Source organism: Stutzerimonas stutzeri, from assembly GCF_024448955.1.
In the GTDB taxonomy this organism is placed as follows: Bacteria; Pseudomonadota; Gammaproteobacteria; order Pseudomonadales; family Pseudomonadaceae; genus Stutzerimonas; species Stutzerimonas stutzeri_AQ.
The window spans coordinates 57,918-82,444 of the sequence record NZ_JAMOIH010000018.1 but is presented as its reverse complement, the minus strand read 5'-3'; the positions used below and the strand labels follow the sequence as shown (position 1 = coordinate 82,444).

Sequence of the window (24,527 nt, the reverse complement as noted above, 5' to 3'; positions counted from 1 at the left end):
ACAGGAATAATCTTGTCATTCCCACAACAAAATCCAATTAGGACCCATTTATGACTATTCGCATCGCCATCAACGGCTTCGGTCGTATCGGACGCAATGTTCTTCGCGCTCTTTACAGCTCGGGCTACCGCGAACATATGCAGGTCGTGGCGATCAATGACCTCGGCAGCTCGGCGATGAATGCCCACCTTTTGCAGTACGACAGCGTTCACGGCTATTTCGACGCAAAAATTGAGGTCGGCGATGATCGTCTGGTGGTCAATGGCGATCCGATTGCCGTGTCCGCGATCCGTAACCCGGCCGAGCTTCCCTGGCGCCAGCACGGAGTCGATGTGGTGTTCGAGTGTACCGGTCTCTTCACCTCTCGCGAGAAGGCCAGCGCGCACCTCGAAGCCGGTGCCGCCAAGGTCATCATTTCCGCTCCGGCCTCCGGCGCCGATGCCACCATCGTCTATGGCGTCAACCATGACATCCTGCGTCAGTCGCACCAGATCATTTCCAACGCGTCGTGCACCACCAACTGCCTGGCCCCGGTCGCCCAGGTACTGTCACGGGAATTGGGCATCGAGCATGGCCTGATGACTACCATCCATGCCTATACCAACGACCAGAATCTGTCCGACGTCTACCACAGCGACCCTTACCGTGCGCGGTCGGCTACACAGTCGATGATTCCAACCAAGACCGGTGCCGCCGAAGCCGTTGGCCTGGTGTTGCCAGAACTGGCAGGCAAGCTGACCGGCATGGCCGTACGCGTGCCGGTGATCAATGTCTCGTTGGTGGATCTGACGCTGGAGCTCAGCCGCGAAACCAGCGCGGACGAGGTCAATGCACTAATGCTGGATGCCAGTCAGCGCTCGCCGATACTGGCCTGTAATTCGCTGCCGCTGGTTTCCTGCGACTTCAACCACAACCCGATGTCCTCCATCTTCGACACCAACCACACCAAGGTTAGCGGACGCCTGCTGAAAGTGATGGCCTGGTACGACAACGAATGGGGATTCTCCAATCGGATGCTGGACACCTGCCGCGCGCTCTACGAGGCAGCATGATCAACGACCAGACCTCAGCATCGACTCGGTAGACCAGAGAAGAAAATGAATCGCATCGATTTCGTCACCGCGACACTGCCCGCCCGCAAGCGCATCGCGCTGGTCGCGCACGACCACTGCAAGGAGCGCTTGCTGGACTGGGCGAAGCGGCAGAAAGAGCAGTTGGCGAAGCACGAGTTGCTCGCCACCGGCACCACCGGACTGCTGCTCGGGCAGCGCCTGGGCCTGCCGGTGGAGTGCATGATCAGCGGTCCGCTAGGCGGCGACCAGCAGATCGGCGCACGCATTGCTGAACGACGAATCGATGTGCTGGTGTTCTTCTGGGACCCCTTCGAGCCGCAGCCGCATGACCCGGACGTCAAAGCGCTGCTGCGGGTCGCCGCGGTGTGGAACATTCCGCTGGCGGCCAACGAGAGCAGTGCCGACTATCTGCTCTCCAGCCCGCTGCTCGATCAGGCCCACAGCCTGAGTATTCCTGACTACGGCAGCTACCTGGCAGGGCGCCAGTTATAGGCCCATTAACCCTACAGATTGCCGTCTGGAATGCGCTGATCTTCATCGACTTCGGCAGCGTCGCGCAGGTCGTCGAAGTCCGTCTTTAGGCCAGTCTCCATGCTGTCGAGCTCTGCCAGCAGGCTGCGGAAGCTGGTCTGCTCGCGCGGCGCTTCAGATTGCAGTTCCACGTCGGCGCGCGCCTGCAACGCATCAGGCACGGGCGCTTCTTCGACGTCGACCGGCAGCGGGGCGGGTTCCATTTCGCGCAGCACCGCTAACGGCGGCAGCTCATCGAGGCTCTTCAGATTGAAGTGGTCGAGAAACTGCCTGGTAGTGGCAAACATCGCCGGCCTCCCCGGCACGTCGCGATGGCCAACGACGCGCACCCATTCGCGCTCCAGCAGAGTCTTCACGATATGGCTGTTGACCGCGACGCCACGAACGTCTTCGATCTCGCCACGCGTGATTGGCTGGCGGTAAGCGATCAACACCAGCGTTTCCAGCAGCGCGCGCGAATAGCGCTGCGGCCGCTCTTCCCAGAGCCGACCCACCCAGGGCGAAAAACGCTCGCGGACCTGAAGGCGATAACCACTGGCGACTTCCTTGAGCTCGAACGCGCGGTCCTTGCAGGATTTTTCCAGCACGCCCAGCGCCTTGCGCAGCAATGATGGCGGCGGGCGTTCGGCTTCATCGAACAGCTCGGACATCCGCTCGATGGACATCGGCTTGCCCGAGGCCAGCAGAAAGGCTTCGAGCAGCGAAGCGAGATCCTTGGGATCGGAAAGATTCAACCTGAATTACCTCGACTCATCCGTGTGCGCAGATTATTCGACCCGAGCCCGAACGTGAATGGGTGCGAAGGGTTCATTCTGCACCAGCTCGACCAGCGACTCCTTGACCAGCTCAAGCACCGCCATGAAAGTCACCACCACGCCGAGCCGGCCCTCGTCCAGCGTGAACAACGCGACGAAAGGCACGAATGCTCCGCCCTTGAGGCGCTCCAGCACATCGCTCATGCGCTCGCGAGTCGACAGCGTCTCGCGCGTTACCTGATGACTTTCGAACATGTCGGCACGACGCAGCACCTCGGCCATGGAAATCAGCAGCTCCTCCAGACTGACCTCGGGCAACAGCTTGCGCGCCCGTGCGTCCGGCGCATCCAGCCGTGGCACGTGCAGCTCGCGACCAACTCGCGGTAGCTCGTCGAGGTCCTCCGAGGCGGCCTTGAAGCGCTCGTACTCCTGCAAGCGGCGTATCAGCTCGGCACGCGGATCGAGCTCGTCCTCCTCCACTTCGGCCGAACGCGGCAGCAGCATGCGTGACTTGATCTCAGCCAGCATCGCCGCCATCACCAGATACTCAGCCGCCAGTTCCAGCCTCACGGCTTTCATCAGCTCGACGTAGCCCATGTACTGACGGGTGATTTCCGCCACCGGAATATCGAGAATGTCGATGTTCTGCTTGCGGATCAGGTAGAGCAGCAAATCCAGCGGCCCTTCGAACGCCTCGAGAAAAACCTCCAGCGCGTCCGGCGGAATATAGAGATCCTGCGGCAGATCGTTGAAGGCCTCGCCGTAGACAAGCGCCAGTCGAAGCTGCTCGCCGGGCGGATCGATCGTCGCCTCGGCCTGGATTTCCTGCATGCTTTCTCCACGGAACAATGGGGTATCGGAGCGGCGACAGCTTATGTAGGTCGCCGCTTGGGCTTCACGAAGCCATTGCAGGCGCAGTCGCCAGCGCCAGGTTTTCTTGCCGCTAGCGGTAATTCAGGCCCATTGCCTGACGCACAACGACCAAGGTTTCGCGGGCTTCATCGCGGGCCTGCTCGGCGCCCTCGGCAAGGATGCTTCGCACCAGGTCCGGATTCTGCTCGTAGTCCTGAGCCCGCTCCTGCAGCGGCGCCAGCTCAAGCTTGATCGCTTCTATCAGAGGCGCCTTGCACTCCAGGCAGCCAATACCCGCACTGCGGCAGCCCTGTTCGGCCCACTGACAGACATCCTCCGCCGAATGCGAAAGATGCATCGACCACACCGGACAACGCGTCGGCTCACCGGGATCGTGGCGATGTACCCGTGCCGGATCGGTAGGCATGCGCTTGATCTTTTCTTCGATCTCGGCAGGCGTGTCACGCAGGAAGATGGAATTACTGGCCGATTTGGCCATCTTGCCGCCGTCCAGGCCCGACAGCTTGGGGGAATCGCTCAATAGCGCCTGGGGCTCGGGCAACAACAGTCGGCCGCTCCCCTCCAGATACCCGAACAGGCGCTCCTGGTCACCGATGGTGATGGTCTGCTGGTCTTTGAGCAGCGCGCGGGCGGTGTTCAGCGCCTCGAGATCGCCCTGCTCCTGATAGCTCCTGCGCAGGCTGGCGTAGAGTTTGGAACTCTTTTTACCGAGCTTGCGGATTGCCGCTTCGGCCTTTACCTCGAAATCCTCTTCGCTGCCGTAAAGGTGATTGAAGCGCCGCGCGACCTCGCGCGCGAATTCGATATGCGGCAGCTGGTCCGCCCCCACCGGCACGACTCCGGCGCGGTACGCAAGAATGTCTGCAGCCTGGAGCAGCGGGTAACCGAGGAAGCCGTACGTATCGATATCCTTTTGCTGCGAATCGAGCTGCTGCTCCTTGTAGGAGGGTATGCGCTCCAGCCAAGGCAGCGGGCAGATCATCGACAAGAGCAGATGCAACTCGGCGTGCTCGACTACCTGGGACTGGATGAACATGGTCGCCGAGCTTGGACTGACGCCCGCCGCCAGCCAATCGATCGCCATCTCCTGCACATTGCGCGCGATATCGCTACCCGCCGCGTGGTCGGTGGTCAGGGCATGCCAGTCGACGATGCAGAAGAAACATTGATACTCATGCTGCATCCTTACCCAATTTTTCAGCACGCCGTGGTAATGACCGAGATGAAGACGGCCGCTGGGCCGCATACCGGACACCACACGTCGCTGCGATTCCATGGAACTCAAAAGGGTTTCCTTCGTAAATTTCGAAAAAGCGGGTCAGACGGTAAAGGGTGCGGGATCGCCGCAACCGACACGCAGCACTTCTGGATCACCATCTACCAGACTGATCACCGTTGAAGCTTCGATGCCACCGTAACCGCCGTCGATGATCAGGTCTACCTGATGCTCCAACGCATCACGCATTTCATAAGGATCACTCATCGGCTCGGTTTCCCCCGGCAGAATGAGACTGACGCTCATCAGTGGCTCACCCAGCTCAGCGAGCAACGCTTGAGCGATCGGCTGCGCGGGGACCCGCAGCCCAATGGTGCGGCGCTTGGGGTGCAGCAGCATACGCGGCACCTCACGCGTCGCGCTGAGAATGATGGTGTAGGGTCCGGGAAGGTGCGTCTTCAACAGGCGGAACGCCGAGGTGTCCACCTTGGCGAACAACCCGAGCTGGGAGAGATCGCGACAGACCAGCGTGAAATTGTGCTTGTCATCCAGCTGTCGCAAGCGGCGAATTCTCTCGATGCCGGCCTTGTTGCCCATCGAACAGCCGATGGCGTAGGACGAGTCGGTGGGATAGATCACCACTCCGCCGCCGCGAATGATTTCCACGGCCTGCTTGATCAGCCGGGCTTGCGGATTTTCGGGATGTATCTGAAAGAACTGGCTCATGAATACTCCGTGCTCAGCTGGCAACAGATTCGCCTGGCCCATGATCGAAATGCCTCCAAAGCGGTTGCAGATCTTCCGGCAAGGTTCGATACAACCCCAACTCCGACCAGTCGCCGGGTGCATGGAAATCGCTGCCGATGCTGGCCATCAGGCCGAATTCGCGAGCCAGTATCGACAACCCACCAACCTGCTCGAGCGGCTGCATGCCGTTGACGACTTCCAGCGCATGGCCGCCAGCTTGGGCGAACTCGCTCACCAGACGTCGACGCTTGCTACGAGTGAAGTCGTATTGCCAGGGATGCGCCAGGCTGATCCAGGCCCCGGCGTCACGCAGCGTCATCACGGTTTGCTCGAGGCTCGGCCAGTGCTGTTTGACGTCGCCGAGCTTGCCAGACCCCAGCCACTTGCGGAACGCTTCAGCGCGGTCACGTACATAGCCGGCGCGTACCAGGTATTCAGCGAAATGAGGACGCGCCGGGGCGTTGTCGCTATCGCCCAGTTCCTGCTGGACGGCGCGTGCGCCTTCCATCGCTCCCGGCATACCTTTCGCCTCCAGGCGCTGGGCGATGAGTTCCGCGCGCTGCCAACGACCGCTATGCAATTGCGCAATGGCCTGCTGCAACGCGACCGCGTCCCGGCGAAAGGCGTAGCCGAGCACGTGAATGGTCGCGCCACTCCACAAGCACGAAAGTTCGATGCCATTGACCAGCCGAACGCCCAGCGAATCCGCTGCGGCACGAGCAGCATCGAGGCCTTCCAACGTGTCGTGGTCCGTCAGCGCGAGCAGTTCGATACCGCGTGCATGTGCCCGCTCCACCAGCGCAGCAGGCGCCAGCGCGCCATCTGACGCGGTACTGTGGCAATGCAGATCAACAATCATTCGGGACCTTTTCTCTTAGGGCTTGGCGGCTCTTTGGTTCTGACCGCCATGGCCGGTGCTCGTGCCGTTACTGAGTTTGGCGAAAGCTTGCGCCGCGTCCAGGAAATGACCTGCGGACAGCGTTTCGCCAAAAGCGCGGTTTGTTATTATGCCGGTCACTTGCCGCTTCTGGCTCGCTCCGAGAAACAAATCGTCGAGGTCATACCCCGGCCCTTGCTCTGCGCGGCTATTCATAGCACGCCAGGTGCGTGTATCCGGTCCGCCATGCCACCCGAACCTGAACAACTAGGAGTCAACATGCTTTACGCCATCATCGCTACCGACGTACCCGGCTCGCTGGAAAATCGTCTGGCTTCGCGCCCAGCTCACCTGGCGCGTCTCGAACAACTGAAAGCCGAAGGTCGCATGGTCCTGGCCGGCCCGCATCCTGCAATCGACAGCAATGACCCAGGCGCTGCCGGCTTCAGCGGAAGCCTGGTGGTCGCCGAATTCGAGTCCCTGCAAGCCGCCGAAGAGTGGGCCGCCGCCGATCCGTACAAGTCTGCCGGCGTCTACGGCGATGTAGTGGTCAAGCCTTTCAAGCAAGTATTTCCCTGAGCCAATCGGTCGCAATATCCGTCAGCCGCAGGATTTCCGCGGCCCGTTGAAGAAAAGGAGTTCCGATGCGCCAAGGTTTGCCTTCCCTACTGCTGGCCCTGAGTTTCGCCATGTCGTGTGTGCATGCTGAAGAAGGTTCGCCAGATCCAACCGCCGCAAGGCAAGCCGGACTGGAGCAACGCCTGTCCGAGAACGAACTCCAGCGCAAAGAATCGAGCAATGGTCCGGGCATAACCGATGCCGAACGGGCGCAGCTGGCGCAACTGCGCCGGGAAAACCAGCAATTGCGCCTGCAACTGCAGCATGGGCAGCCACAACAGAAACGCTGGCTGAACGACCAGCAACAGTGGTTCGCCGTTGGCGGAGGCGTCGGCGTGCTGGGCTTCCTGCTTGGCGTCCTGACCACCCGGGGTCGTCGCCGTCGGCAATGGCTCAATTGAAGTGGATACGAACGAAGCATGAGCGAACTGCTGCTGATAGATGACGACGAGGAGCTCTGCGAGCTGCTCGTGAGCTGGCTGGCCCAAGAGGGATTCGTCGCCCGCGCCTGCCATGATGGCCAAAGCGCCCGTGCTGCGCTGGCCGAACACCAGCCCGCAGCGGTGGTGCTCGATGTGATGCTGCCCGACGGCAGCGGCCTTGAATTGCTCAAGCAGTTACGTAGTGAACACCGCGATCTGCCGGTGCTGATGCTCTCGGGCCGCGGCGAGCCGCTGGATCGCATTCTCGGGCTGGAACTGGGTGCCGACGACTATCTGGCCAAACCATGCGATCCGCGCGAACTCACCGCTCGGTTGCGCGCCGTTCTGCGCCGTACCCAGCCTGCGAGCGCGCCGACCCAGCTGGAACTCGGTGATCTCTGTTACAGCCCCGCCCGAGGTATCGCCAGTGTCGGCGAGCATGAAGTGACGTTGACCCTTTCCGAAGGTCGGATCCTCGAAGCGCTGCTCAGCCAACCCGGCGAGCCTCTGGACAAGCAGGCGCTGGCGCAACTCGCCCTCGGTCGTAAACTGACCCTGTATGACCGCAGCCTCGACATGCATGTCAGCAATCTGCGTCGCAAACTCGGTCCTCACCCTGACGGACGTCCACGCATCGTCGCGTTGCGCAGCCGCGGTTACCTTTACGCTCCCTGACCAGCTTTACCGAGCCTTTACCCTGGCCTGACCCCTGTTGACCTTGCGCGCCCTAGACTGAGCTCATCCGGTTGAAGCCCGACGAGCACAAGCTCCACGGCGATCGGTTCCCTTACTCAGGAGAGACCTCATGATGCGCAAGACTCTAATCGCTGTGCTTTTCGCCTCTACCCTGCCTGCCATTGCCATGGCGATGCCCGACGGCAACCATCGCCACCACGGCGGCAAGCATGCCCCCTTCGAACAACTGGATCTGACCAAGGAGCAGAAGCGGGAAATGCATGAGCTGATGGGTCAACAGATGAAGAACCATCGCGAGATTACCCAGCGCTATCTCGACAAACTGCCTGAAGCCGAGCGCAAGGCCATGCAGGACGAACTGAAGTCCAACAAAGAGAACACGCACAAGCAAATCCGCAGCCTGCTCAAGCCGGAGCAGCAGAAACAGTTCGATGAAATGCACGAGAAGATGGAAGCCAAGCGTGCCGAACGCGCCGAGTTCAAGCAGTGGAAAGCCGAGCGCGAAAAGAATAGCTGACCCTTAGCTGAAACCAACCCGCCCGGCTCGCGCTTATTAGCCGCCAGCCGGGCTTCGTCGTGGAGATTGACCGGTGCGATCACTGTTCTGGCGCATCCTTGCAACATTCTGGCTGGCCATCGCGCTGGTGGCGGGCCTCGCCATGCTGCTGGGTCATGCGCTGAATCAGGACACCTGGATCGTCAATCGGCATCCGGGCGTGCAGGGGCTGGCGGAGCTGTGGACCAAGGTCTACGAACGTCAGGGCCCCCTCCCCGCTCAATTTTTTCTCGAACGCCATCGGCAACGCTTTCATATCGACGTGCAAGTGCTGGCTGAGAACGGTCAGCCGGTCATTCGTGGGACCTTTCCGGCCCGTGCCGCAGCGTTCGAAGCCCGTCAGGAAAACCGCTCGGGGCGCCTGCCCTGGCGGAGGCTGACTACCGACTACACCAGCCCGCTCAGTGGCGAAACTTATCTATTCATTTACCGCATTCCCAATTCGGAACTACAGGCCTGGCACCGTGGCAGCCTGTTCTGGCCATTGAGCGCGATAGCCATCGCGCTGGTCGTGCTGACCGGCTTCAGCCTGCTGCTCACGCTGTCCATCACCCGTCCGCTCGATCGCCTGCGCAGCGCCGTGCATGATCTCGGGCAGACCGCTTATCAACAGAACTCGCTGGCCCGCCTGGCCACACGGCGCGATGAACTTGGCGTACTGGCCAAGGACTTCAACCGCATGGGCGCTCGGCTGCAGAGCCTGATCGGCAGCCAGCGGCAGCTGCTGCGTGACGTCTCCCATGAATTGCGTTCGCCGCTCGCACGCCTGCGCATCGCCCTGGCGCTCGCCGAACGGGCAACCCCGGCGGAACGTGAAGTCATCTGGCCGCGGCTGGCCAAGGAATGCGATCGGCTGGAAGCGCTGATCAGCGAAATTCTCGAACTGGCACGACTGGACGCCGAACCGGGCGCGGCGTCAGCCATCGATCTGCCATTGATATTCGAACAGCTGGAAGAAAACGCACGCATCGTGTCGCCAGCCCAACGCATCGAAACCTGCCTGGAAACCGACATCGTGCCGCACGGCTGGCCGAACATGCTTGAGCGTGCGCTGGACAATCTGCTACGCAATGCGCTGCGCTTCAATCCAGAGGGCTCACCGATCGAATTACGCGCCCGCACCGAGGGCGAATGCCTGATGCTGAGCGTTCGCGATCACGGCCCAGGCGTGGATGAGGCCCATCTGGCGCGCTTGAGCGAACCGTTCTTCCGTGCGCCGGGACAGACTACCGCCGGCCACGGGCTGGGCTTGGCAATTGCCCGCCGCGCCGCCGAACGGCATGGTGGCGAGCTACTGCTGGACAATCATCCCGAGGGCGGTTTCATCGCCAGCCTGAAGCTACCGCTGAACTCGCCCGGCCCGAAGCTGCCGCGTCCTGATTGAGGCTATTTCACCCCGCTCCATTGGCTGACGAAATCTCGCGGGTCCAGCTCGGGCGGCGTTCGTGTACTACCTTCCGGCGTTCCCAGATAGATGAAACCAAGCACCTGTTCATCGGCGGCCAGCCCCAGTTCTCGGGCCACATGCCGATCGTAGGAGAACTCGCCGGTCCGCCAGACCGCCCCCAGCCCCTGTGCGTGGGCCGCCAGCAACATACCGTGCGCCGCGCAGCCGACCGCAAGCACCTGTTCGGTGTCGGGCACCTTCGGATGAGGCAAAATTCGGGCAACGACCACCACTACCATCGGCGCCCGGAGCGGCATCTTGCGCGCCTTACGTAACGCCTCGTCGGCGGCGTCCGGCTGGCGCAAGCCAAGCGCCTCGGCGTACAGCTCACCCAGGCGCTCGCGCGCCTCTCCTTGAATGGTCAGGAAACGCCACGGGCGAAGCTGGCCATGATCCGGTGCACGTAGCGCGGCACGGAAAAGCAAATCCAGCTGGGCATCGGTCGGCGCCGGGTCGACGAGTCGCGTAACGGAAACGCGGGTGAGCAGCAGGTCGAGAGCATCCATTGATCATCTCCAAAAAAGAGTCGGACATTCTAGAGGCTGTTTCCGTTTCGCTGCGAGCCGCGTTGTCGTATTGCCGTGATGGTGGGAAACAGCCGAATGCACGATCGTTCGGCTGTGATCGCGTTGGCGTCAGGCCACGCGATCGGGCGATAGATGCGGCTCCAGCGGCGGCGTCAGCGGAGGCAGGCCATGGGCTGCCCGTGCCGCGTCGCAATGGGCGTTGTGCTGACCATCAACCCAGGACGCCTCGAATTCGCGGCAGGTGCTCGAGCGTTGCTCATACATCGTACAGCGCACCCCACAACCGACATCGCCCAGCAGCCCGACGCACCGCGCGGGCCTGGATTCAGTGCCGCGCATCGCAACGAGAAACGGGCTGACCTGCACGGTCGCCCCATCGGGAACGGTACCGCCGGACGAAGTGCACTCGCCCCAGAAGAAAGACACACGGAAATGCGCGCAGCAGGCGCCACACGTAAGGCAGGGATTGTCGATAGACATGGAAGGTGAACACCCAGAAACCGGGAAAGGGCCGGCGCCCGGGCAGCTATTCTATTCATCGCAACGGACTTGGGAAGAGCCTGAGAGGGCGCGCCACGAAAGATTTATCAGCAGGCCGATAGCCGGTTTACTGGCGACGTAAGCCGCGTAGAATGGCGGGTCTTGTTCTTGAGCCGAGCAGCATTACAAATGGCCCTGCCGACCCTGCGCATCATCGGTTTCATTCTCGGCATTTTCCTGATCACACTTGCAATCAGCATGGTCGTTCCGATGATCACGCTGTTGGCGTTCGATCGTACCGACGACCTGCAGGCGTTTCTTTGGGCCAGCCTGATTACCCTCGGCTCCGGCATTGGGCTGATCGCCCCCGGACGTCCCGCAACGGCTCAGATGCGCCCGCGCGACATGTACTTTCTCACCACGGTCAGCTGGCTCGTGGTCTGCTGCTTCGCCGCGCTGCCAATGATGCTGATCCAGCACATGAGCTATACCGACGCGTTCTTCGAAACGATGTCAGGCATTACTACCACAGGGTCGACCGTGATCTCGGGGCTCGACTCGGCCTCACCCGGCCTGTTGATGTGGCGCTCCATGTTGCAGTGGCTTGGAGGCATTGGCTTCATCGGCATGGCGGTGGCCATTCTGCCGCTGCTGCGAATCGGCGGCATGAGGTTGTTCCAGACCGAATCCTCCGACTGGTCGTCGCAAAAGGCGATGCCGCGCTCGCACGTCATGGTCAAGTGGATTCTGATCGTCTATCTCGCGCTCACCTTGCTTTGCGGCATCGCCTATTGGCTAAGCGGGATGACGCCGTTCGAAGCCATCAACCATTCGATGACCACCATCGCCACCGGCGGCTATTCCACGTCCGATAGCTCCATGGCCAAGTTCACGCCTGCGGCGCACTGGGTAGCCGTGCTTTTCATGATCTTAGGTGGGCTGCCTTTCATCCTGATGGTCTCGACCATACGTGGAAACCGCTACGCCCTGGTTCGGGACCAACAAGTGCAAGGCTTCGTCGGCATTTTGCTCATCATGTGCCTAGCTTTCGCGATCTGGCTGACGCTCAATTCTGACTACGTATTCCTTGACGCACTTCGCATCGTCTCGCTGAACGTGGTTTCGGTGGTCACCACCACGGGATTTGCGCTGGGCGATTACACGCTATGGGGCGAGTTTGCGGTGCTGGCGTTCTTCTATCTGACCTTCATTGGCGGCTGCTCAGGGTCGACATCCGGCGGCTTGAAGATCTTTAGATTCCAAGTCGCCTACTCCCTGCTACGCGCCAACCTGGCGCAGCTCGTACACCCTCGCGCCGTCATCAGGCAGCAATACAACCGGCACACCCTTGATGAGGAAATCGTCCGGTCGATCCTGACATTCTCGTTCTTCTTCACCATTACCATCGGCGCACTGGCTCTGGCGCTCGCCCTGCTGGGCCTGGACATGTTGACGGCACTGACCGCGGCGGCAACCGCCGTCTGTAACGTAGGTCCCGGCCTGGGTCCCATCATCGGCCCGGCCGGCAATTTCTCGACCTTGCCGGATGCCGCCAAATGGTTGCTGTCAGCCGGCATGCTGCTCGGTCGTCTGGAAATCATCACCGTCCTGGTAATGTTGACTCCGTCGTTCTGGCGCCATTGAGACGTATCAGGTCTCGCCGATGTCTTCGTTCCACAGCTCAGGGCTGTTGGCGATGAAGTTGCGCATCATCTCGACGCAGCTTTCGTCCTGCAGCACCTGGACTTCGACGCCGCGACCGCGCAACAGCAGCTCCTCGCCGATGAAGGTCTGGTTCTCGCCAATGATGACTTTCGGGATACCGTACAGCAGGATCGCCCCGCTACACATCGAGCAAGGCGACAGCGTGGTGTAGAGGATCGACTCGGCATAAACGCTCGCCGCTTGCCGTCCGGCGTTCTCGAATGCATCCATCTCGCCATGCAATACGGCACTGCCCTGCTGAACCCGGCGGTTATGGCCGCGCCCTATGATCTGCCCTTTATGGACGATCACCGAACCGATGGGAATGCCGCCCTCGGCCAGACCTTTTCTCGCTTCGTCGATTGCCGCTTGCATGAACGCGTCCATTCATTTGCTCCTATGCTTGAAGACTTCACCTGGCGCAAGCTCGCACCAGTCACTTGATTACGGTCAGGCCGCGTCGCCCTTCCCCTTGGACAGTCGGCCGCCGAACGTCACCGCAACGAATACCAGCCCGCCGACCAAAATGCCGAAGGCCGCATCCAACAACGTCGGCAGCAGTCCGGCCAGTACCGAACCGATATAGGGCAGCGCCACCGTGTGCTCGGCGCTGTTCTCGATGAAATGATGGATCGCCTTGATGCCATGGGTGAGGATGCCGCCACCGACCATGAACATGGCTGCAGTACCGATCACCGACAGCGATTTCATCAACCACGGCGCCATCGCCAAGATGCCCCGACCAATCGTCTGAGCGACACCGCTCCTTTTGCTCAACGCCAGCCCGGCATCGTCCAACTTCACGATGCCGGCCACCAGCCCGTACACGCCGACGGTCATGATCGCCGCAATGCCTGTAAGTACTGCCACCTGCTCGGTGAAGGTCGCGGCTGCCACCGTGCCCAGGGTAATGGCGATGATTTCGGCCGAGAGAATGAAGTCGGTGCGCACCGCGCCGCTGATCTTGTCCCGTTCGAAGGCGACCATGTCGACACTCGGGTTGGCCAGCGCCTCGATCTGCTGCGCATGATGATTGTCGTCCCGATGCAGAAAGCGGTGCGCAAGCTTCTCGAAGCCTTCGTAACAGAGGAACGCGCCGCCCAGCATCAGCAGAGGCGTTATTGCCCAGGGAATGAATGCACTGACCAACAAGGCAGCCGGTACGAGGATGAGCTTGTTGCGCATCGACCCCTTGGCCACGGCCCAAACGACCGGTAATTCGCGGTCAGCTTTAACGCCGGTGACCTGCTGCGCGTTGAGCGCAAGATCATCCCCAAGCACGCCGGCGGTTTTCTTCGCGGCGACTTTCGTCATGACGGAAACGTCATCCAGAACCGACGCGATATCGTCTATGAGAGCAAGCAGGCTACTGGCCAATGTTCAGGCGTCCTTTGGAGTTGTGCAGCGTTTTGCAGGTCTGAAAATTAAGGCCATCGCCTCGCCGCACAAGTTCCAGTGCCACGAGGTCAACGCCGCGCCCGGTATTCGCCCGGCGTCATGGCGAACCAGCGTTTGAACGCCCGAAAGAAGTTGCTTGGATCGGCGAAGCCCAGCAGATAGGCGATCTCCAGCAGAGCCAGATCCGGCTGCGCGAGGTATTGCTCAACCAGTACCCGTCGAGTGTCGTCCAGCAACTGTTGGAAGCTCGTGCCTTCGTCACCCAGGCGCCGCTGCAAGGTGCGCTCGGACAGATGCAACAACTGCGCGACGGCCTCACGTCGAGGTTCGCCCTGTGGCAACAGGCGACACAGAACCTGGCGTACCTGATGAGTTACCCGACTGTCAGTGAATCGCGCCAGGTATTCGCCGGCGAAACGGTCATGCAATTGCGCGAGTTCGGCATTGGCTGTTGGCAACGGAATGTCCAGGTCCTCGTGGCGCATCAGCAGTCCGTAACAGTCGGCGTCGAAGCGCAACGGTGCCTGAAACCCGGCGCGATAGGGCTCGATGGCTTGGGGTGGTGGCCCCTGAAAATAAACTTCCACAGGTATCAACGGCTTCCCGGTAAGCCAACGACAGAACGCAAGCATGCTCGCCAGCGAACCTTCGGCACTTTGCCGTGCCGGCGGCAATTGGTCGCCGTGAATCGCCAGCGTCAGCATGTGGCCCCTTTCGGTCGGAAAGAAGCGCAGATCTGCGCCTTCGGCAATGATCCGCTGATAGCGCACCAGACGCAGGATGCTTTCCTTCAGGGTGCTGCTGGACATCAGCGCATAGCCGACCACGTGCATCGCGCCGGGGCGCATCACCTTCGCCAGATTGAGGCCGATCGCCGGATTGCCCGTCACCTCGACTGCGCGCTGCCAGAGCCGGGTCATACCGTCCTGGGCGAAGCGGGCATCCGCATCGCTCAGAGCTGCGTAGTCCAAGTCCAGCTCAGCGAATAACGCGCGGCAATCGACGCCATCCAATTCCAGCGCCTGGACGATACTCAGAGCCCAGTTTGATGAAGTGGTACGTTCCGTGATCAAGCGATTGCCCCGAACTGGCCTGCAATGAAACTCGCTATGCGAATGATGCCGGGCAGTTTCAACCGCCAGCTCGCGGCACACAAGGGTACTAAACTGGCACTCATGGCCAGTGGCCGAGAAGCTACAGCGATCTACACTGCGACGACCACAATGACAGGAGGTGCGGCATGAGCACGCAAACCGCCGAACGCTTTACCCGCTTTGCCGATTTTTACCCGTTCTACCTGGCCGAACACAGCAACCGAACTTGCCGACGCCTGCACTATGTGGGCAGCCTGTTGGTGCTGGCGATTCTTGCCTACGCGTTGCTCAGTCAGCAATGGCTATGGCTGCTAGCAATGCCGGTGGCTGGGTACGGATTCGCCTGGATCGGGCATTTCATCTTCGAGAAAAACCGGCCTGCGACGTTCCAGTATCCGCTGTACAGCTTTCTTGGCGACTGGGTGATGCTCAAGGACATGCTAACTGGCAAGATTCGATTCTAGCAGGCCGTGGAAAACTACCTGCAGTGGCAAGACTGCGTTAAAAACAGCCTCAGCAAGCCGCTTGCGGCTAACGCGCTTTAGCGCGGCCCGAAGGGCGAACGAAGTGAGTCATGCTCATTTAGAAAACTAAACTCGTTCGCGAGCCCGGTCCGCTTCTTCGGCCGCTTTGATTCGCTGCGCTCCCCCTTCGGGCCAGCCTACGGCTGTTACTCCCGTTGGTCGTTGCGCCTTGTCTTGCCTGCCTCGCCTACGTTTTCCACGGCCTGCTCATGACGGCGCCCGGCTCATACCCGGTCAACAACTGCCGCCCGTCACGGATTGGACAGGCTGTTTGGCGCAATGGTGGCGACTTGGTTATGATCGCCGGGCCAGCGCCGGTCGATGCGCTAGCTCAATAGCGCCTGCTAGAGCGCCGGCATCTTTCAAGGACAGCAACTATAATGTCAACCGTGACCGGTGAACGGCGTAACGGCCTTGCGACTCGCCCATTGCGTGAGTATTACGCCCGCGTTCTCGCCTATCTGGCTTGCGCTGCTACCCTCGCCGCCGGTGTCTATACCCAGCAGTTTGCAGTCGGTCTGTTGTGGATGGTGCCCTACACCCTCCTCTATCCACACTTCGCTTACCACCTGAGCTATCGCTTCAAACGCCAATACCCCGAGCAAACGTCGCAGACCCTTCTGTGCCTCGACGCGTTGAATGCGGGCGCGGGAATCTTGCTACTTGGCGCTCTGGTGCCGAGCCTGATGATTCTGCTGACGCTGAGTTTCAGCGCGCTGGTGATCGGCAGCCTGCGCCATTTTCTGATGACTCTCCTGATGGTCGCCATCGGTTTCGGGTTGACGAGCCTGCTGATACCTCTGCGCTTCGGTGGCACGCCTACCATTCTGGTAACGACAGTCAGCATTCTGTTCACCACGCTGTACGTGTGCATCACGGCTTATTACGTGCACCAGCAAGGGGTCCGCCTGGCGCAGGCGCGCAGGGAGATCGAAGCCGAACAGGCTAAGGCTGCGCGCCTGGCCCGCAGTTTGGCCAAATATCTGTCGCCCCAGGTGTGGGAATCGATCTTCTCCGGCAAGCGCAGCGTACGGCTGGAAACGCAGCGCAAGAAGCTCACCGTCTTCTTCTCGGATATCAAGGGATTCACCGAGCTTTCCGAAGAACTGGAGGCCGAAGCTCTCACCGACCTGCTCAACAACTACCTCAACGAGATGTCGAAGATCACACTCAAGTACGGCGGCACTATCGACAAGTTCGTCGGTGACTGCGTGATGGTGTTCTTCGGCGACCCGACCAGCCAGGGTGCAAAAAAGGATGCGGTTGCCGCCGTATCGATGGCCATCGCCATGCGCAAGCACATGAAAGTACTACGCCAGCAGTGGCGCGCTCAGGGCATTACCAAGCCGTTGGAAATCCGCATGGGCATCAACACCGGTTATTGCACGGTGGGCAACTTCGGCGCCGACACCCGCATGGACTACACCATCATCGGACGTGAAGTGAACCTGGCCAGTCGCCTGGAGAGTTCAGCCGAAGCCGGGGAAATTCTGATCTCTCACGAGACCTATTCGCTGGTCAAAGACGTGATCATGTGTCGTGACAACGGGCAGATCGCCGTTAAGGGTTTCTCGCGCCCCGTGCAGATCTATCAGGTAGTGGATTTCCGCCGCGATCTCGGTGCGACCAACAGCTTCGTCGAACATGAATTGCCGGGCTTTTCCATGTACCTGGACACCAATGGCGTCCAGAACTTCGACAAGGAACGTGTGATTCAGGCCCTCAACCAGGCCGCCGACAAGCTGCGCGACAAGATCATCATGTAGCATCGATGGTGCCGGTGGTTGCGGTCGAGACCGCAGGGCCGCCCTTCACTGGATGCAGCCGAGGCTATCGATGTCACCTATCCTTTCCCTGCGCCACTACAACAGCGACCAGATCATCCATAGCCATCAGCACACCCAGCTGGTGTTCGGCCTGCGTGGACAGCTGGATTTCGAAATCAACGGGCGCGGGAGCCGTATTCAAGCGCAACGGCTGGCCGTGGTGCCGAGTGATATCCGCCATGCCTGCGGCAGCGCGGCTGGTAGCAATTGCCTGATACTCGACGTTCCTGGCGACGGTTGGTTGCAGCAGCGGCTTGGACACCACTCCGAGCCCGGAAGGCGATTGCTGGAACAGCCCGCCGCGCTGCATCTGAGCCCGGCGCAAAGCCAGCTGGTCAACTGGTTGGCGGCCAGTCCGATCAATGACCCGATCATCGCGGAGCAAGGCGCCGCGCTTCTGTTGGCCAGCCTCGCCACCGGTTGCGAACCAGTCGTTCAGCACGGCCCGCTACCCCTCGCAGCGCTCTACGCCCATATTGATCGCCATTTAGCGTATCCCCTGGAGGTACGAGATCTTGCGCGTCTGGCCGGTCTTTCCGTCCCACGCTTTCATGCGCGCTTCGTCAGCGAGACGGGCGTGACACCCATGGAGTTCGTCCGACTCCGCCGCTTGGAGCGGGGCCGAGAATTGCTAGTCAGCACTCGGCTGGCAGTGGGCGAAATCGCCGCCCGGGTCGGATATGCCTCGCAGAGTGCCTTCACCGCCGCACTCAGCCGCGCGCTCGGAACTACCCCGAAGGCACTACGCCGCGAGTCGCTCGACAGTATCTGATAGTTGCGCGACAGACCGCTCGCTCGCCCCGGCCTTATCATGCCGACGCATACATATTCCGACAGCGCCAGCATCACGAGGCCTCATGAACGACCGCCATTTTTCTTCAGCCAGGCCTTCTTGTCCGAGCAGCCATCCATGACGCATCGCAACGCCTTACTGGCCATTCACTTCGGCGCGCTGATGTTTGGCCTCTCCGGCGTATTCGGCAAGCTGGCCGAAAGTCAGCCGCTGGTGATTACCTTTGGCCGGGCGATGTTCGCCGTCATCGCCCTATCGATCGCAGCCTGTGTATTGCGTGCCGGCGGCAATCGACCGAGCTTGCGTCAAGCGGGCGGTCTGTTGCTGGGCGGCTTGCTGCTGGGTGGGCACTGGCTCACCTTCTTCATGGCGGTAAAGGTCGCTGGCGTCGGCATCGCCACGCTGGGCTTCGCCAGCTTTCCGGCCTTTACCGTATTGCTGGAGGGCGTGCTGTTTCGCGAGCGCACACGACCGATTGAGTTTGCCATGGTGGGCCTGGTTTGCCTGGGGCTATTGCTGGTCACACCGGATTTCGATCTCGCCAGCGAGAGCACCGCCGGGCTGCTCTACGGCGTGCTTTCAGGCTTGATGTTTGCGCTGCTCTCGCTGCTCAACCGCGCCGTCACCCGTGGCATCGATCCGGTACAGGCCGCGCTCTGGCAGAACGGGACCATCCTGCTCTGCCTGCTGCCCTTCAGCTGGACTTCGCTGCCGACCGTCCCGGCGCTGGATTGGCTATGGCTGGCGCTGCTCGGCGTATTCTGCACGGGGTTGGCGCACAGCCTGTTCGTGGCGAGTCTCAAGGTACTGAAGGCACGGACCACCGCTGTGATTTTTGCCCTCGAGCCGGTCTACGGAATCGCGTTCGCGTGGTGGTTGTTCAATGAGCAACCGACGCTGCGCATGCTGGCCGGCGGCACACTGATTGTCCTCGCCACGGTCATTTCCAGCCGCCTGAAAGCGCCGGCCGCGCCACCCGCGGAAATATCCGTAGCGCCTCGCCGGCTCTGACGTGGCGCCGCCGCGGCGCTCATGCCCGGTCGTTATGCCCCAGATCCCGCTGCGGATCGATACAGTCGCGCACCCGCTGCTTCAGTACCTTGGCTTCAGGGAAGCCGCCATCGAGCTTGCGCTCCCAGATCTGTTCACCGTCGCAGCTGATGTGAAAAGTGCCTCCGGTGGCTGGCACCAGCGAAACCTTGCCCAGATCGTCGGCAAAGGTGGACAAGAGCTCCTGTGCCAGCCAGGCCGCGCGCAGCAACCACTGGCATTGCGTGCAATAGGTAATGACGATTTCCGGCTTTGTCGCGGACATGAGAAGCGCTCGGTAGCAGATGAGGACGCCTATAATAGCGGCCCTTTCGCAGACCTCCCGTTTCGGTGTTGCCATGTCCCGCCTCCTGCTTCTGCTGATCCTCTTGATACCGCTAAGTGGATTTGCCGATACCCAACCCAAAACCGGCCTGGTGCTTTCCGGTGGCGCTGCACGCGGGTTGGCACATATCGGCGTTCTGAAAGCCTTAGAAGAGCACGGCGTGCGCATCGACGCGATTGCCGGCACCAGCATGGGTGCGGTCATCGGCGGGCTCTATGCGGCGGGTTACAGTGTTGAAGAGCTGGAGAAACTGGCACTCAGTCTCGACTGGCAACAAGTGCTTTCGGACGATCCACCGCGTCAGGATGTGCCCTTCCGGCGCAAGCAGGACGACCGCGATTTTCTGGTCAAGCGCAAACTGAGTTTCCGCGACGATGGCAGCCTCGGGTTGCCGCTCGGCGTCATCCAGGGCCAGAACCTCGCCCTGCTGCTCGAGCGTCTCCTGGTACACACCAGCGACACCCGCGACTTCGACCGTTTGCCGATCCCCTTTCGGGCAGTGGCAACCGATATCGCCAACGATAAGAAAGTCATATTCCGCAGCGGCCATCTGCCCCAGGCGATTCGCGCCAGCATGTCGATCCCGGCGGTGTTCGCTCCGGTCGAGATCGAAGGCCGGTTGCTCGTCGATGGCGGCATGGTCGACAACATCCCGATGGATGTCGCCCGCGACATGGGCGTGGATCGGCTGATCGTGGTGGATATCGGCTCACCGCTGCAGTCTCGCGAAGAGCTGCTCACCGTTGTCGACGTGCTCAACCAATCGATCACCATGATGACGCGGCGCAACTCGGAAGCGCAGCTCGCAACGCTGCGCTCGGAAGACCTGTTGGTGCAACCAATGCTGGCGGGCTTCGGGTCCACCGATTTCGGTCGCGCGCGACAGTTGATCGATGTGGGCTACCGCGCCGCCAGCGCACTGGATGGCCGCCTGGCTGGCATGCGCAGCGAAAGCGGCGGCAATCTCGCGCTGAGCCTCGCACGCTCGGCCGAGCCGCGCACGCCGCTGATCACGGCGGTGCGGATCGAGAACGACTCGAAAGTCGGCGACGCGGTGATACGTCGGCATATCCGCCAGCAGATCGGCAAGCGGCTGGATCTTCAGGATTTGCAGAAGGACATGGGCACGCTGTATGGACTGGATTACTTCGAGCAGGTCGAATACCGCGTAGTACATGGCGATCCAGGCAACACGCTGGTCATCACCGCCCGTGAAAAGCGTTCCGGCACCGATTACCTGCGCCTGGGCATCAACCTCTCGGATGACTTTCGCGGCGACAGCGCGTTCAACATTGGTGCCAGCTACCGCAAGAACGGCATCAACGAGCTGGGCGCCGAATGGCTGACACGTTTGCAGCTCGGGGATCGCCAGGAATTGTTCAGTGAGTTCTATCAGCCGCTCGATGCCGGTTCGCGCTGGTTCGTCGCGCCCAACCTGTTCGCCGAGACGCAGAACATCGAGTCGATAATGGATAACGACCCCATCGCCGAATACCGCCTGCAGCGTTATGGCTATGGTCTCAACCTGGGGCGACAAATTGCCAATAACGGCGAAATCCGCTTTGGTGTCGGCCAGGCCTGGGGCGAAGCGGATGTTCGCGTTGGCGACCAGCAGCTGCCGGACTTCACCTTCGAGGAAGGCTACTACCAGCTGCAATATTCCTTCGACACGGTGGATAACGTCGACTTCCCACGTGAGGGCGAAGATATCGGGCTGACATTGCGCCAGTACGACCGCAGTCTCGGCTCGGACGATCGCTACCGGCAGTGGGAATTCAACCTCGACAAGGCCGTCAGCTTCGGTCGCGACACCCTGGTCTTTGGCGGTCGCTACGGACGCACGCTGGATGACGCGGAGATCGTCACCTCGAGCTTCCTGCTCGGCGGCGCACGACAGCTGTCGGGCTTCCGCCAGGATGCCCTGTCCGGTCAGAACATCAGCCTGGCTCGCATGATCTATTTCCGACGGATGACGCCGCGCTCGTTTCTGCCGCTGGATTTCCCGCTGTATCTGGGCGCGTCGCTGGAGCGTGGCCGCGCATGGAACAACGACAACGAGTTCGACAGCGGCTATATCAACGCCGGCAGCGTCTTCATCGGTTACGAAACCCCGCTCGGCCCGCTGAACTTCAGTTACGGCCTGAACGATGAGTCCGAGCGCGCGCTTTATATGAATCTCGGACGCAGCTTTTGATCACCGCGTCCTCCGAACTCGATCAGCCGATTTGCGCGAGCAACTCGCTGACCTGGCGCCGCTGGTGTTCGTCGCCGTCAGTCGCCAGGTTTTCGAGGATGCTGCAGGCACTCTCTATATCGCCCTGCTTGATATAGGCAACGGCTTGATTGAGTCGAACAAGATGCTCCGGATTCGCCACCAGCGCATCCATCTCCTCAGCTGACGGCGTTGAGGCGAGGTTGCCGGCGTCATCGACGAGCGACGGAAGCTTGCTGAGCGCAACAGTCTCGTCGAAGTCATCCAGCCAGGACTGCGAATCAATGGAGAGCACCTGATTCGCCTCGATCGCTTGATGTTGCTCAGCAGGTACGGACGCCAGATCATCCAACGGCGCCACCGATGTCTCGTTCAGCACAAAAGTGACGTCCAGAGGCGGTGACGACGGCACCGGCGCAACCGCGGACAAAGCAGGATGCTGCGCCAGTAGCTGCTGAAGTTGAGCCTGGCTGCCGCCGGCCTGGAGGTAGCTCGCGGCGGCAGAGCCATACCCTTCGACATCGCCGAGCTCCGCTAGAAGCCCCAGGTGACGCAGGCGAAGATCCAGCTGTTCGGGTGCTCGTTCGATTCCGCGCAGCAGCACATCGAGCGCCTCATCGCGGCGGCCATAGGTGAGGTAAATATTCGCCGCTTCGAGCACTTCGGTTTCGCTGACGGAGGCGTGTGCCGGCTGAAGCGGCATCTCCGCCGCAACTGCGGACACTTCAGGGGGCACAGCCGCTGGAGCAACCACCACGGCCGCAGCTTGCGGCACCACGGCCTGCAGCTTGTTGCGACGTGCGAACCAGAGGCCGCCAAGCAACAGCGACGCCAGCACCGCACCACCCGGCAGCGCCCAGTCCTTCCACCTGAACGACGCTACAGGCTCGGCTACGGCCTGTTCGGTAGCAATGGGCTCAGCGACGGTCTGAGGCGCGACGTCCGCTACCGGCTCCGCCCGCTCAGTCTGCAACAAGACCGCAGCCTGGGCGCTCTCCTGCTCGGCCAGTTGAGCGCTGACTGCCTCGAGCTGAAGCCGCATATCGTTCAGCATCTGCTTGAGCTGCAGGTTTTCCGCGCGCCCGGCTGCCAGCTCGTCGAGCAACTGCTGGCGCAAAACCGCGTCGTTATCGTCGGGCAGCACCGGATCGGCCACTCGAGATTCGAACGTCGACTGATTCTGAGCAACGGCTTCCAGCGCCGGCTCCGCCTCGGCAGGCGCGATATGCGCAGCCGCAACCGTCTCGGTCGTATCTGGCAGCAACAAGAACGCACCGGCGCCAAGACGCGCAGGATCACCGCCGGCAAAGGCCTCCGGATTCAGCGCCAGGTCGTCGCGCATGAACTGCGACTGGGCGTCCTGCGCACCGCCGGCGTACTTGCTCGCAATCATCCAGAGACTCTCGCCGCTCGCCACCCGGTGGCGCTTGCCCTGCGACGCTTCCGGTAGTTCAGCGGGGAGCACGGAATGCGCCAGTTCGGCACGCACCGGCGAAGCCACGGCTTGCGGGACGACGACCGCCACGCTGCTGGCAGCCTCCGGCGTACTGGGCATCGGATCGAGCAGAACCGTGTATTCACGCAGCATCCGACTTTTGGCGCGGGTGATCTCTACCAGAAAATTGAGGTAAGGCTCACGAACGGGTTGGCTGGATGCGACACGAATACGGCTACGGTTGCCGTCGATCACTGGGGTAAAGCTGAGGTCCTGCAAGAACGCCAGGCGCTCGACCCCTACGCGGGCGAAATCGCTGCTGGAGGCCAGCACGACACGGATATCCTCAGCCGACAACTCGCCCACGTCGAGCAGGTCGATCTCTGCGCTCAACGGCTGGTTCAGTGCGGAATGAAGCCTGATGTCGCCCATTCCAAGCGCTGATGCCATGCCGGAATAGATCAATAAGGCAGTGAATAACAAGACACGACGGTCTAGCGTCATAACATCTCCGGCAATGACTCAGCGCACAAGGGACGCTGGCCTACTGTTCGATCGTTGAACTGTGAAGCGGTTATCGACGGAAACGGGAAAGATTGAGGCAGTTCGTCAGTTAACGTGTTAAGGCATTGTGCCATCACTCGTAAATACTAGCCTAGCGCCAAAAGACAAACGGTGCCCTGCCCTTGTGCCAAAAAATGGCCGGAATGAGTGTTAAACCAACGCAGCGGCCACCGACGCGAATGGCACCGGTACCGGCAGTCCGCTGAGATTAGCGGGAAGGGAGTGTGTCGAGAGGTCGTTAACGCTTGACCGTAACCAAGTTGGCGAGGATGCGCTCGTGCACCTGCTGGCATTTGCGCAGGTCCTCTTCATCGATGCCGTTGAAGAGCTCCTCCCGCACCTGAGTAGAAATCGCCTCGATCTTCTGAATCAAGGGATGTGCGGGAGCGCCAAGAGTGATGAGCTTTGCCCGACGATCATCCGGAGCTGGTTTGCGGTGCACCAGCCCCTGCGCTTCCAGGCTGTCCAGCAGTCTGGCCAGTGTCGGTCCTTCGACCGCAACGCTCTGCGCGAGCTCGCGCTGGGTAGGGTCATGATCAAAGCGGGCCAAATGCAACAAAACCAGCCATCGGGCCTGAGACAGGCCAAGATCCGCTAAACGCCGATCCAGCTCAGCGCGCCAGCCACGCGAAAGTTGCGCCAGCTGCATGGCGAAGCGGTGTTGGTCAGGGTACATGGAGCGCATTCCTGCAAAAACTAATTATTAGCGAGCTAACCACAGCATCGGAATGCTGGCAAGGCTACCATCGGTGCAAGAACGTAACGCTGCATTACAGGCCCCCCC

The 24,527-nt window shown here is 61.1% G+C and carries 26 protein-coding genes; 13 read left to right on the top strand and 13 right to left on the bottom strand.

Annotated features, from left to right (window positions below):
• The first annotated feature begins 50 nt into the window (after positions 1–50).
• Both gap and NA645_RS17915 read left to right on the top strand, forming a co-directional pair.
• A complete protein-coding gene (gap, locus tag NA645_RS17920; protein WP_256050084.1) occupies positions 51–1,052 on the top strand; it encodes a type I glyceraldehyde-3-phosphate dehydrogenase in 1,002 nt (333 codons plus the stop codon).
• Between the two features lie 45 nt (positions 1,053–1,097).
• Positions 1,098–1,565: a methylglyoxal synthase gene (locus tag NA645_RS17915; protein WP_256050083.1), complete on the top strand. Its 468-nt coding sequence runs from the start codon at positions 1,098–1,100 to the stop codon at positions 1,563–1,565.
• Positions 1,566–1,576: 11 nt separating this feature from the next.
• On the opposite strand, the gene scpB is transcribed toward NA645_RS17915, so the two are convergent.
• The 5 genes from scpB to NA645_RS17890 all read right to left on the bottom strand — a co-directional run bounded on the left by scpB (position 1,577) and on the right by NA645_RS17890 (position 6,054).
• The gene (scpB, locus tag NA645_RS17910; RefSeq protein ID WP_256050082.1) at positions 1,577–2,338 is read right to left on the bottom strand and encodes an SMC-Scp complex subunit ScpB; all 762 of its coding nucleotides are present in this window, start codon (positions 2,336–2,338) and stop codon (positions 1,577–1,579) included.
• 33 nt (positions 2,339–2,371) lie between these two features.
• Entirely contained in the window at positions 2,372–3,190 is an 819-nt protein-coding gene (locus NA645_RS17905) for a segregation and condensation protein A (RefSeq protein WP_272892131.1), read from the bottom strand.
• A gap of 112 nt (positions 3,191–3,302) precedes the next feature.
• On the bottom strand, positions 3,303–4,478 hold the full coding sequence (locus tag NA645_RS17900; RefSeq protein ID WP_256050105.1) for a tryptophan--tRNA ligase: 1,176 nt from the start codon (positions 4,476–4,478) through the stop codon (positions 3,303–3,305).
• Positions 4,479–4,550: 72 nt separating this feature from the next.
• Positions 4,551–5,174 (bottom strand): L-threonylcarbamoyladenylate synthase, encoded by a 624-nt coding sequence (locus NA645_RS17895; RefSeq protein WP_256050081.1) that lies wholly within the window; start codon positions 5,172–5,174, stop codon positions 4,551–4,553.
• A 13-nt stretch (positions 5,175–5,187) separates the two neighbouring features.
• The gene (locus NA645_RS17890) at positions 5,188–6,054 is read right to left on the bottom strand and encodes a PHP domain-containing protein (RefSeq protein WP_256050080.1); all 867 of its coding nucleotides are present in this window, start codon (positions 6,052–6,054) and stop codon (positions 5,188–5,190) included.
• A gap of 297 nt (positions 6,055–6,351) precedes the next feature.
• On the opposite strand from NA645_RS17890, the gene NA645_RS17885 reads away from it, so the two are divergent.
• The 5 genes from NA645_RS17885 (at position 6,352) to NA645_RS17865 (ending at position 9,748) form a co-directional block, all read left to right on the top strand.
• The gene (locus NA645_RS17885; protein WP_256050079.1) at positions 6,352–6,651 is read left to right on the top strand and encodes a YciI family protein; all 300 of its coding nucleotides are present in this window, start codon (positions 6,352–6,354) and stop codon (positions 6,649–6,651) included.
• A 65-nt stretch (positions 6,652–6,716) separates the two neighbouring features.
• Positions 6,717–7,091, top strand: coding sequence for a hypothetical protein (locus NA645_RS17880; RefSeq protein ID WP_256050078.1), 375 nt, complete (start codon positions 6,717–6,719; stop codon positions 7,089–7,091).
• 18 nt (positions 7,092–7,109) lie between these two features.
• Positions 7,110–7,787 carry a response regulator transcription factor gene (locus NA645_RS17875; protein WP_256050077.1) on the top strand — a complete coding sequence of 226 codons (678 nt, stop codon included), beginning with the start codon at positions 7,110–7,112 and terminating at the stop codon, positions 7,785–7,787.
• Between the two features lie 133 nt (positions 7,788–7,920).
• Entirely contained in the window at positions 7,921–8,325 is a 405-nt protein-coding gene (locus NA645_RS17870; RefSeq protein WP_256050103.1) for a Spy/CpxP family protein refolding chaperone, read from the top strand.
• A gap of 73 nt (positions 8,326–8,398) precedes the next feature.
• Positions 8,399–9,748 carry a sensor histidine kinase gene (locus NA645_RS17865; RefSeq protein WP_256050076.1) on the top strand — a complete coding sequence of 450 codons (1,350 nt, stop codon included), beginning with the start codon at positions 8,399–8,401 and terminating at the stop codon, positions 9,746–9,748.
• 2 nt (positions 9,749–9,750) lie between these two features.
• Here NA645_RS17865 and NA645_RS17860 read toward each other — a convergent pair whose 3' ends face one another.
• Positions 9,751–10,317 carry a nitroreductase family protein gene (locus NA645_RS17860; RefSeq protein WP_256050075.1) on the bottom strand — a complete coding sequence of 189 codons (567 nt, stop codon included), beginning with the start codon at positions 10,315–10,317 and terminating at the stop codon, positions 9,751–9,753.
• A 129-nt stretch (positions 10,318–10,446) separates the two neighbouring features.
• Complete coding sequence (locus NA645_RS17855; RefSeq protein ID WP_256050074.1) at positions 10,447–10,818, bottom strand: YkgJ family cysteine cluster protein; 372 nt, start codon at positions 10,816–10,818, stop codon at positions 10,447–10,449.
• Between the two features lie 189 nt (positions 10,819–11,007).
• On the opposite strand from NA645_RS17855, the gene NA645_RS17850 reads away from it, so the two are divergent.
• Positions 11,008–12,462: a TrkH family potassium uptake protein gene (locus NA645_RS17850; RefSeq protein WP_256050073.1), complete on the top strand. Its 1,455-nt coding sequence runs from the start codon at positions 11,008–11,010 to the stop codon at positions 12,460–12,462.
• 6 nt (positions 12,463–12,468) lie between these two features.
• Here the strand turns inward: NA645_RS17850 and NA645_RS17845 are convergent, their stop codons facing one another.
• The 3 genes from NA645_RS17845 to NA645_RS17835 all read right to left on the bottom strand — a co-directional run bounded on the left by NA645_RS17845 (position 12,469) and on the right by NA645_RS17835 (position 14,990).
• A complete protein-coding gene (locus NA645_RS17845; protein WP_256050072.1) occupies positions 12,469–12,909 on the bottom strand; it encodes a nucleoside deaminase in 441 nt (146 codons plus the stop codon).
• A 63-nt stretch (positions 12,910–12,972) separates the two neighbouring features.
• Entirely contained in the window at positions 12,973–13,899 is a 927-nt protein-coding gene (locus NA645_RS17840; RefSeq protein WP_256050071.1) for a DUF808 domain-containing protein, read from the bottom strand.
• A gap of 89 nt (positions 13,900–13,988) precedes the next feature.
• Positions 13,989–14,990, bottom strand: a complete 1,002-nt coding sequence (locus tag NA645_RS17835) for an AraC family transcriptional regulator (RefSeq protein WP_256050102.1) — start codon at positions 14,988–14,990, stop codon at positions 13,989–13,991.
• 170 nt (positions 14,991–15,160) lie between these two features.
• Between NA645_RS17835 and NA645_RS17830 the strand changes: the two genes are divergently transcribed.
• The 4 genes from NA645_RS17830 to NA645_RS17815 all read left to right on the top strand — a co-directional run bounded on the left by NA645_RS17830 (position 15,161) and on the right by NA645_RS17815 (position 19,168).
• Positions 15,161–15,478, top strand: coding sequence for an Mpo1-like protein (locus tag NA645_RS17830; protein ID WP_256050070.1), 318 nt, complete (start codon positions 15,161–15,163; stop codon positions 15,476–15,478).
• A gap of 440 nt (positions 15,479–15,918) precedes the next feature.
• Entirely contained in the window at positions 15,919–17,304 is a 1,386-nt protein-coding gene (locus NA645_RS17825; protein ID WP_256050069.1) for an adenylate/guanylate cyclase domain-containing protein, read from the top strand.
• A 70-nt stretch (positions 17,305–17,374) separates the two neighbouring features.
• Positions 17,375–18,136, top strand: a complete 762-nt coding sequence (locus NA645_RS17820) for a helix-turn-helix domain-containing protein (RefSeq protein WP_256050068.1) — start codon at positions 17,375–17,377, stop codon at positions 18,134–18,136.
• Positions 18,137–18,274: 138 nt separating this feature from the next.
• On the top strand, positions 18,275–19,168 hold the full coding sequence (locus NA645_RS17815; protein WP_256050067.1) for a DMT family transporter: 894 nt from the start codon (positions 18,275–18,277) through the stop codon (positions 19,166–19,168).
• A 19-nt stretch (positions 19,169–19,187) separates the two neighbouring features.
• On the opposite strand, the gene NA645_RS17810 is transcribed toward NA645_RS17815, so the two are convergent.
• A complete protein-coding gene (locus NA645_RS17810; protein ID WP_256050066.1) occupies positions 19,188–19,472 on the bottom strand; it encodes a SelT/SelW/SelH family protein in 285 nt (94 codons plus the stop codon).
• A gap of 73 nt (positions 19,473–19,545) precedes the next feature.
• Here NA645_RS17810 and NA645_RS17805 point away from each other — a divergent pair, with 73 nt between their 5' ends.
• Entirely contained in the window at positions 19,546–21,726 is a 2,181-nt protein-coding gene (locus tag NA645_RS17805) for a patatin-like phospholipase family protein (RefSeq protein ID WP_256050065.1), read from the top strand.
• A 22-nt stretch (positions 21,727–21,748) separates the two neighbouring features.
• Here NA645_RS17805 and NA645_RS17800 read toward each other — a convergent pair whose 3' ends face one another.
• The gene (locus NA645_RS17800; protein ID WP_256050064.1) at positions 21,749–23,683 is read right to left on the bottom strand and encodes a FimV/HubP family polar landmark protein; all 1,935 of its coding nucleotides are present in this window, start codon (positions 23,681–23,683) and stop codon (positions 21,749–21,751) included.
• Between the two features lie 298 nt (positions 23,684–23,981).
• Complete coding sequence (locus NA645_RS17795; RefSeq protein ID WP_131650464.1) at positions 23,982–24,419, bottom strand: MarR family transcriptional regulator; 438 nt, start codon at positions 24,417–24,419, stop codon at positions 23,982–23,984.
• Positions 24,420–24,527: the final 108 nt, after the last annotated feature.

Coding starts and splice junctions, on each gene's coding strand:
- gap (WP_256050084.1), top strand. CDS start 51: ATGACTATTCGCATCGCCATCAACGGCTTCGGTCGTATCGGACGCAAT.
- NA645_RS17915 (WP_256050083.1), top strand. CDS start 1,098: ATGAATCGCATCGATTTCGTCACCGCGACACTGCCCGCCCGCAAGCGC.
- NA645_RS17905 (WP_272892131.1), bottom strand. CDS start 3,190: ATGCAGGAAATCCAGGCCGAGGCGACGATCGATCCGCCCGGCGAGCAG.
- NA645_RS17900 (WP_256050105.1), bottom strand. CDS start 4,478: ATGCGGCCCAGCGGCCGTCTTCATCTCGGTCATTACCACGGCGTGCTG.
- NA645_RS17895 (WP_256050081.1), bottom strand. CDS start 5,174: ATGAGCCAGTTCTTTCAGATACATCCCGAAAATCCGCAAGCCCGGCTG.
- NA645_RS17890 (WP_256050080.1), bottom strand. CDS start 6,054: ATGATTGTTGATCTGCATTGCCACAGTACCGCGTCAGATGGCGCGCTG.
- NA645_RS17885 (WP_256050079.1), top strand. CDS start 6,352: ATGCTTTACGCCATCATCGCTACCGACGTACCCGGCTCGCTGGAAAAT.
- NA645_RS17880 (WP_256050078.1), top strand. CDS start 6,717: ATGCGCCAAGGTTTGCCTTCCCTACTGCTGGCCCTGAGTTTCGCCATG.
- NA645_RS17875 (WP_256050077.1), top strand. CDS start 7,110: ATGAGCGAACTGCTGCTGATAGATGACGACGAGGAGCTCTGCGAGCTG.
- NA645_RS17870 (WP_256050103.1), top strand. CDS start 7,921: ATGCGCAAGACTCTAATCGCTGTGCTTTTCGCCTCTACCCTGCCTGCC.
- NA645_RS17860 (WP_256050075.1), bottom strand. CDS start 10,317: ATGGATGCTCTCGACCTGCTGCTCACCCGCGTTTCCGTTACGCGACTC.
- NA645_RS17855 (WP_256050074.1), bottom strand. CDS start 10,818: ATGTCTATCGACAATCCCTGCCTTACGTGTGGCGCCTGCTGCGCGCAT.
- NA645_RS17850 (WP_256050073.1), top strand. CDS start 11,008: ATGGCCCTGCCGACCCTGCGCATCATCGGTTTCATTCTCGGCATTTTC.
- NA645_RS17845 (WP_256050072.1), bottom strand. CDS start 12,909: ATGGACGCGTTCATGCAAGCGGCAATCGACGAAGCGAGAAAAGGTCTG.
- NA645_RS17830 (WP_256050070.1), top strand. CDS start 15,161: ATGAGCACGCAAACCGCCGAACGCTTTACCCGCTTTGCCGATTTTTAC.
- NA645_RS17825 (WP_256050069.1), top strand. CDS start 15,919: ATGTCAACCGTGACCGGTGAACGGCGTAACGGCCTTGCGACTCGCCCA.
- NA645_RS17820 (WP_256050068.1), top strand. CDS start 17,375: ATGTCACCTATCCTTTCCCTGCGCCACTACAACAGCGACCAGATCATC.
- NA645_RS17815 (WP_256050067.1), top strand. CDS start 18,275: ATGACGCATCGCAACGCCTTACTGGCCATTCACTTCGGCGCGCTGATG.
- NA645_RS17810 (WP_256050066.1), bottom strand. CDS start 19,472: ATGTCCGCGACAAAGCCGGAAATCGTCATTACCTATTGCACGCAATGC.
- NA645_RS17805 (WP_256050065.1), top strand. CDS start 19,546: ATGTCCCGCCTCCTGCTTCTGCTGATCCTCTTGATACCGCTAAGTGGA.
- NA645_RS17800 (WP_256050064.1), bottom strand. CDS start 23,683: ATGACGCTAGACCGTCGTGTCTTGTTATTCACTGCCTTATTGATCTAT.
- NA645_RS17795 (WP_131650464.1), bottom strand. CDS start 24,419: ATGTACCCTGACCAACACCGCTTCGCCATGCAGCTGGCGCAACTTTCG.